The sequence below is a fragment of the Rhodanobacter thiooxydans LCS2 genome, from assembly GCF_000264375.1.
GTDB lineage: Bacteria > Pseudomonadota > Gammaproteobacteria > Xanthomonadales > Rhodanobacteraceae > Rhodanobacter > Rhodanobacter thiooxydans.
This window is the reverse complement of the sequence record NZ_AJXW01000078.1, coordinates 1-6,296: the sequence shown is the minus strand read 5'-3', so window position 1 is coordinate 6,296 and position 6,296 is coordinate 1. Positions and strand designations below refer to the sequence as shown.

Below are 6,296 nucleotides of genomic sequence, written 5' to 3'. Positions count from 1 at the left end.
GGCGCGCCATCGGGGTGGCCTCTCTTTTGGTTACTTTTCTCTGGCCACCCAGAGAAAAGTGACTCGCCCTCCGAAGGAGGACGAAAGCTCTTGCTCTGATAGCGGCAAGGAAGCCGAGGCCCAGCTACGCTACGCGCGAACCCGCTTCTCGATATCCGGCAAAAACACCGTAATCAACCCCATCAACGGCAGGTACGCGCACAACCGGTAGACGTATTCGATGCCGTGCGTGTCGGCCAGGCCGCCGAGCACGGCGGCGCCGATGCCGCCCATGCCGAAGGCGAAGCCGAAGAACAGGCCCGAGATCATGCCGACGCGGCCGGGAATCAGCTCCTGCGCGTAGACCAGGATCGCCGAGAACGCCGAGGCCAGCACCAGGCCGATGAGCACCGTCAGCACGCCGGTCCACATCAAGCCCACGTGCGGCAGCAACAAGGTGAACGGTGCCACGCCGAGGATCGACACCCAGATCACCCACTTGCGTCCGATCCGGTCGCCGACCGGGCCGCCGATCAGCGAGCCGGCGGCCACCGCGAACAGGAACACGAACAGGTGCACCTGCGCGCTCTGCACCGACACGCCGAACTTGTGGATCAGGTAGAAGGTGTAATAGCTGCTGAGGCTGGCCAGGTAGAAATACTTGGAGAAGATCAGCAGCCCGAGCACCGCCAGTGCGCCGACGATCCGGTTGCGCGACAGCGCGAGGATCTCGAAACGTCCTGCCGTGGCCTTGCGGCGCACCGCATGGTGCCGGCTGTACCAGCGTCCCACCTGCAGCAGCACCACGATCGCCAGCAGCGCCGCCAGCGAGAACCACGCCACGCTGCCGCGCCCGTGCGGCACGATGATCCACGCGGCAAGCAGCGGCCCCAGCGACGAGCCGGTGTTGCCGCCGACCTGGAACAGCGACTGCGCGAGGCCGTGCCGCCCGCCCGAGGCCATCCGCGCCACGCGCGAGGATTCGGGGTGGAACACCGACGAGCCAGTGCCGACCAGTGCCGCGGCAAGCAGCAGCACAGGAAAGTTTGGTGCCGTCGCCAGCAGCAACAGGCCGCACAGGGTGAAGCCCATGCCCACCGGTAGCGAGTACGGCATCGGCCGGCGGTCGGTAACCATGCCCACCAGCGGCTGCAGCAGCGAGGCGGTGAGCTGGAAGGTCAGCGTGATCAAGCCGACCTGGGCGAAGCTGAGCTGGAAATCGTTCTTCAGGATAGGGTAGATCGCCACGATCAGCGACTGGATCATGTCGTTGAGCATGTGCGCGAAGCTGATCCCGCCGAGCACCGCGAACTGGGTGCGCTCGTGCGCTGGCGCGGTGTTGCTGGACAGGGGTGTGGCGGCGGGGGACAGCGGGGCGCTTTCGACGCGGGTCTGCATGGGTGTCTTGGCGGGGCGGGGAGTGCCCACGATAAGGCAAACGCTGGCAAGCCCGCATGTGCCAACGCATGCAGCGGCGTTCCGGACGGCAGGCTGCCGAGCACGGCGGGCAGTGCCCGCCTACGAAGCCGGATGTTGTAGGGCGGGCACTGCCCGCCACTCCTGGCGGCACTGCTGGCATCACCCCCGCCGAGCCCGTCGTTGTCATCCCGTCGTCAACGGCGGATTGCACACTGAGCGGTGCATGACCGGCAAGGTTGCGACCGCCTGGACTTGGCCCGCGACGCGCTACGATGTCCGGTGTTTCCTGCTTGAGCCAACCCGGTGCACCCATGACCAGCCGCCTGATCCGCGAGAGCTTGCTGACCGACGCTGCGGCGCCGGCCGCCAACGATGCCGCACCATCGGCGCCCGGCCCGGACCTCGGCGACAGCCGTCTGTACATCCACCGCGAGCTGTCGCAGCTCAAGTTCAACATCCGCGTGCTGGACCAGGCGCTGGACGAGCGCACGCCGCTGCTGGAACGGCTGAAGTTCCTGCTGATCTTCTCCGCGAACATGGACGAGTTCTTCGAGATCCGCGTGGCCGGGCTGAAAGGGCAGATCGCACTGGACCACGAGATGATCGGGCCGGACGGCATCCCGCCCAAACGCGCGCTGGCCGAGATCAGCGAGATCGCGCACCGGCAGATCGCGCGGCAGTACGCGATCCTCAACGAGCGCATCCTGCCGGAACTGGCCACGCACGGCATCCGCATCGTGCGGCGCACGCAGTGGACGCACAAGCAGAAGCTGTGGGTGCGCCGCTATTTCCGCGAGGAGGTGGCGCCGCTGGTCACCCCGATCGGGCTGGACCCGACCCATCCGTTTCCGCTGCTGGTCAACAAGAGCCTCAACTTCATCGTGCGGCTGGACGGCGTGGATGCGTTCGGCCGCGATTCGGGCCTGGCCATCGTGCCGGCGCCGCGCGTGTTGCCGCGGCTGATCCGCATGCCGCTGGAAATCTGCGAGGGCGGCGGCGACAACTATGTGCTGCTGTCCTCGATCATCCACGCCCATGCGGAGGAACTGTTCCCCGGCATGGCCGTGCTCGGCTGCTATCAGTTCCGGTTGACCCGCAACGCCGACCTCACGCTCGACCCGGAAGACGTCGAGGACCTGGCACTGGCATTGCGCGGCGAGCTGTACTCGCGCCGCTTCGGCGATGCGGTGCGGCTGGAAGTGGCCGACAACTGCCCGAAGGAGCTGACCGACTATTTGCTCAAGCAGTTTGGCCTCAACGAGTCGGAGCTGTACGAGGTGAACGGCCCGGTGAACCTGGCGCGGCTGTTCCGCATCGCCAACAACGTCAGCTACCCGAAGCTGCAGTACCCGCCGTTCACGCCGGCGCTGCCGAAGGTGCTGCAGCACGCCGAGGATCTGTTCGAGGTGATCGGCCGGCAGGACGTGCTGCTGCTGCATCCGTACGAGTCGTTCGCGCCGGTGGTCGACCTGCTGCGCCAGGCTTCGGCGGACCCGAAGGTGCTGGCGATCAAGCAGACGCTGTACCGCACCAACGCGAACTCCGAGATCGTCGACGCGCTGGTCGACGCCGCCCGCGCCGGCAAGGAAGTGACCGCGGTGGTCGAGCTGCGCGCGCGCTTCGACGAGGAATCCAACCTCTCGCTCGCCTCGCGCCTGCAGCAGGCCGGCGCCATGGTGATCTACGGCGTGGTAGGCATCAAGACGCATGCCAAGCTGATGCTGGTCCAGCGCCGCGAGGGCAGCGAGCTGGCGCGCTACGCCCACCTCGGCACCGGCAACTACCATACCGGCAACGCCCGCGTGTACACCGACTACAGCCTGCTCACCTCCGACGAGGCGCTGTGCGAGGACGTGCACAAGCTGTTCAGCCAGCTCACCGGCATGGGCAAGGTGCTGCACATGAAGAAGCTGCTGCATGCGCCGTTCACGCTGAAGAAGACCCTGCTGGAACTGATCGCGCGCGAGAGCGCGCACGCGGCGGCGGGCAAGCCGGCGCAGATTCTCATCAAGGTCAATGCGCTGACCGAGCCGAAGGTCATCCGTGCGCTGTACAAGGCCAGCATCGCCGGCGTGCAGGTGGATCTGATCGTGCGCGGCATCTGCTGCCTGCGGCCGGGCGTGGCAGGCGTCTCCGAAAACATCCGCGTGCGTTCGATCATCGGCCGCTTCCTCGAACACAGCCGCGTCTACTGGTTCGCCAACGACGGCGAGCCGCAGCTGTACCTGTCCAGCGCCGACCTGATGGAACGCAATCTCGACCGCCGCGTCGAGACCGCCTTCCCGATCGATGGCAAGAAGCTGCAGCACCGGGTGCGACAGGCGCTGGAGCTGTACCTCACCGACAACGCCAGCGCCTCGCTGCTGCAGCCCGACGGCGAGTACCTGCGTCTCTCGCCCGCTGCCGGCGAACCCGTCCGCAATGTGCAGGTCGAGCTGATGGAGAAGCTGTGCGGGGCGGGGGCCGGCGGCACGCACTGAACCCCGCATCCCGCAGGGCGGGCACCATCCGCCATGCAGCATCGCGACGCCAGTATCGTAGGGCGGGCAGCGCCCGTTGCGCCTTCACGCGCAGGGCCATGAAGTGGTAGGGCGGGCAGTGCCCGCCGCGCTTTCACACGCATGGCCATGAAGCGGGGACCGAGGTGGCGGGCAGTGCCCGCCCTGCGGTGCGGGCCGAGCGTAGAGCTTTTCGGCTGGAGTGCGGGGCTTGTCGCTCGGGACGTGAGGCTTTTTTACCCGGAGCGTGGAGCTTTTTGCCTGGAGCGCGGGGCTTTCTTGGTCGGGGCGTGCGGCTCGGAGGCTTGGCGCTTGGTAGGTCAGCCGGCAAAAAGCCCGGCGAGCTTACTGGTTGGTGTAGCGGCCGCCCTGTTCGCGGGCGCGGCCCAGTGCCACCAGCATGCCCAGCAGCTGCGGCAGGCGTTTCCTCCACGGGCCGCGAGCAGTGACGCGGCTGGCCAGTGCGTCAGTGTCGAGCGCGACAGGGCTGACGGTGAGGGCATCGGCCACGGCGCGCACTTGGGCCGCGGTGTCCTTCGACCATGGCAGCGGCCTGGCCGCAGCGGCGAGCGCGGCGGCCCCGCCCAACAAAAAAGCCCCCGGAGACCGGAGGCTTTTTCGTGCATGGAATGGTGGAGCGGATGGGGATCGAACCCACGACCTTCGCATTGCGAACGCGACGCTCTCCCAGCTGAGCTACCGCCCCACGGCAAGCGGCGAATGTTAGCAGCGTGACGGGGCTTCGCCAAGACCCCGCGTGCGGATTTCAGCCGGGGAGCAGCGCGGGCAGGCGGTCGTGCAGCACGTCGCGGCGCCAGCCTTCGAGGAACTCGGGCCACTCGGCGGTGACCACGTACTCCTCCAGCACCTTGCGCGGGCACAGCAGGCCTGGCGGCAGGTCGAGTTCGCCGGCGAGGTTGTCGACCAGCGTCTTCATCGCGGCCAGCGCCTTCTTCGCCTCGCCCTGAGGGTGGCCGGGGATGCGCGCGGTGGCGGCGATTTCCTCGTCGCTGACGGGCGCGGTGAGCAGCTCGAACAGCTCGCCGCGCTGGGCCGAGCGCAGCGCACGCTGACCGCGGCTGCGCTGCTCGAGATCGCCGAGGCTGCGTGGCGGCTGCTGGGCGAGGTTGAGCGCCAGGGCGTCGTCGAGCAGCCACGGGCGTGGCACGTCGAGGCGGCGTGCGCTGCGTTCGCGCCATAGCAGGAGCCGGCGCAGCAGGGCTTGCTGTGCTGGCGGCCAGTCGGCGGCGCCGCGCAGCGCACGCTGCGGCTGCGGGTCGCCTTCGCGATGGCTGGCGCGCAGCTTCAGACGTGCGCAGTCCTCGGCATGCCAGGCGCTGCGGTCACGTTGCTGCAGGCGTTCGGCCAGTTGTTCGTGGAGGGTCCTCAGGTACACCACGTCCAGCGCGGCGTAGTTGCGCTGCGAGTCGGTAAGCGGACGCTGCAGCCAGTCCGAACGGGTCTCGCCCTTGTCCAGCTCCACCCCTGCCAGCTCGGCGACCAGCGCGCGATAGCTGATGCCCAGACCCATGCCGGCGAAGGCGGCGGCGATCTGCGTGTCGAACAGCTGGCCCGGCCCTTCCGGCAGCAGCGGCGCAAGCGTTTCCAGATCCTCGCCGGCGCTGTGCATGATGGTAACCGCCGCGTCGCCGCCGAGCCGTGGTTGCAGCGCCGCGCCGATGTCGAAGGCGAGCGGGTCGACCAGCGCGTAACGGCCGTTCCAGCCCAGCTGCAGCAGCGCCAGTTGCGGGTAGAACGTGTTGCGACGCATGAACTCGGTGTCCAGGCCGACAGCGGCGCCGATGGGTATCGTGGCCAGCCACGCCTGCAGGGCGTCGGGGTGGACGATCCAGTCGGCGGCAGCGGTTTCGGGTGGCGACATCGGTACTCCTTGGACGGGTTCGGGCGCGGATTGCCCTGACGGCGGTTTCTGCCTATGGTGGACAGCGCACGATAACAGGCCGCACCAAGGACGCCCATCCATGCCGAACAACGCAACCCTGCGCCGTCAGCGCGCGCTTGGCGGGGCGCTCGGGGTGATCGTGCTGGGGTTCGCGCTGCTGTACCACTTCTTTCCGCGGCTGTTCCACGTCAACCCCGAACAGGCGCCGCGCCGCTCGATGTCACTGGGGGCGGTCACGCCGGGCAGCGGCCTGCAGCCGGAACGGCTGTCGGCGATCAGCGAACTGAACGCCGGGCCGCCGCTGACGCTGGCGCCGGCGGCGGTGATCGCCGCGCGCGGCAGCCGCAACGCGAACCTGCCCGAGCAGCTGGGCGTGGACCCGCCCGAGGTCCGCGCGCTGCTGGAGCACGCCGCCCGGGCGCTGCATGCCGGCCGGCTGGTCGGCGCCGCCGATAGCGCCGCCGCGTTGTTCCAGCAGGCGCTGAAGGACAAGCCGG

4 protein-coding genes, 1 tRNA gene and 1 pseudogene are annotated in these 6,296 nt (G+C 68.5%); 2 read left to right on the top strand and 4 right to left on the bottom strand.

What is annotated here, in order from left to right; genetic code table 11:
- Window positions 1-129: 129 nt before the first annotated feature.
- Complete coding sequence (locus tag UUA_RS14780) at window positions 130-1,377, bottom strand: MFS transporter (RefSeq protein ID WP_008438248.1); 1,248 nt, start codon at window positions 1,375-1,377, stop codon at window positions 130-132.
- A gap of 332 nt (window positions 1,378-1,709) precedes the next feature.
- Between UUA_RS14780 and ppk1 the strand changes: the two genes are divergently transcribed.
- Window positions 1,710-3,878, top strand: a complete 2,169-nt coding sequence (ppk1, locus tag UUA_RS14775; protein WP_008438247.1) for a polyphosphate kinase 1 — start codon at window positions 1,710-1,712, stop codon at window positions 3,876-3,878.
- A gap of 363 nt (window positions 3,879-4,241) precedes the next feature.
- Here the strand turns inward: ppk1 and UUA_RS14770 are convergent, their stop codons facing one another.
- The 3 genes from UUA_RS14770 to rnd all read right to left on the bottom strand — a co-directional run bounded on the left by UUA_RS14770 (window position 4,242) and on the right by rnd (window position 5,778).
- Window positions 4,242-4,406: a hypothetical protein gene (locus UUA_RS14770; protein WP_193385140.1), complete on the bottom strand. Its 165-nt coding sequence runs from the start codon at window positions 4,404-4,406 to the stop codon at window positions 4,242-4,244.
- 120 nt (window positions 4,407-4,526) lie between these two features.
- Window positions 4,527-4,602: transfer RNA gene (locus UUA_RS14765), tRNA-Ala, on the bottom strand.
- Window positions 4,603-4,662: 60 nt separating this feature from the next.
- Window positions 4,663-5,778: a ribonuclease D gene (gene rnd / locus UUA_RS14760; RefSeq protein ID WP_008438245.1), complete on the bottom strand. Its 1,116-nt coding sequence runs from the start codon at window positions 5,776-5,778 to the stop codon at window positions 4,663-4,665.
- Window positions 5,779-5,878: 100 nt separating this feature from the next.
- On the opposite strand from rnd, the pseudogene UUA_RS14755 reads away from it, so the two are divergent.
- Window positions 5,879-6,296, top strand: a pseudogene (locus tag UUA_RS14755) (formylglycine-generating enzyme family protein); the annotation flags it as partial.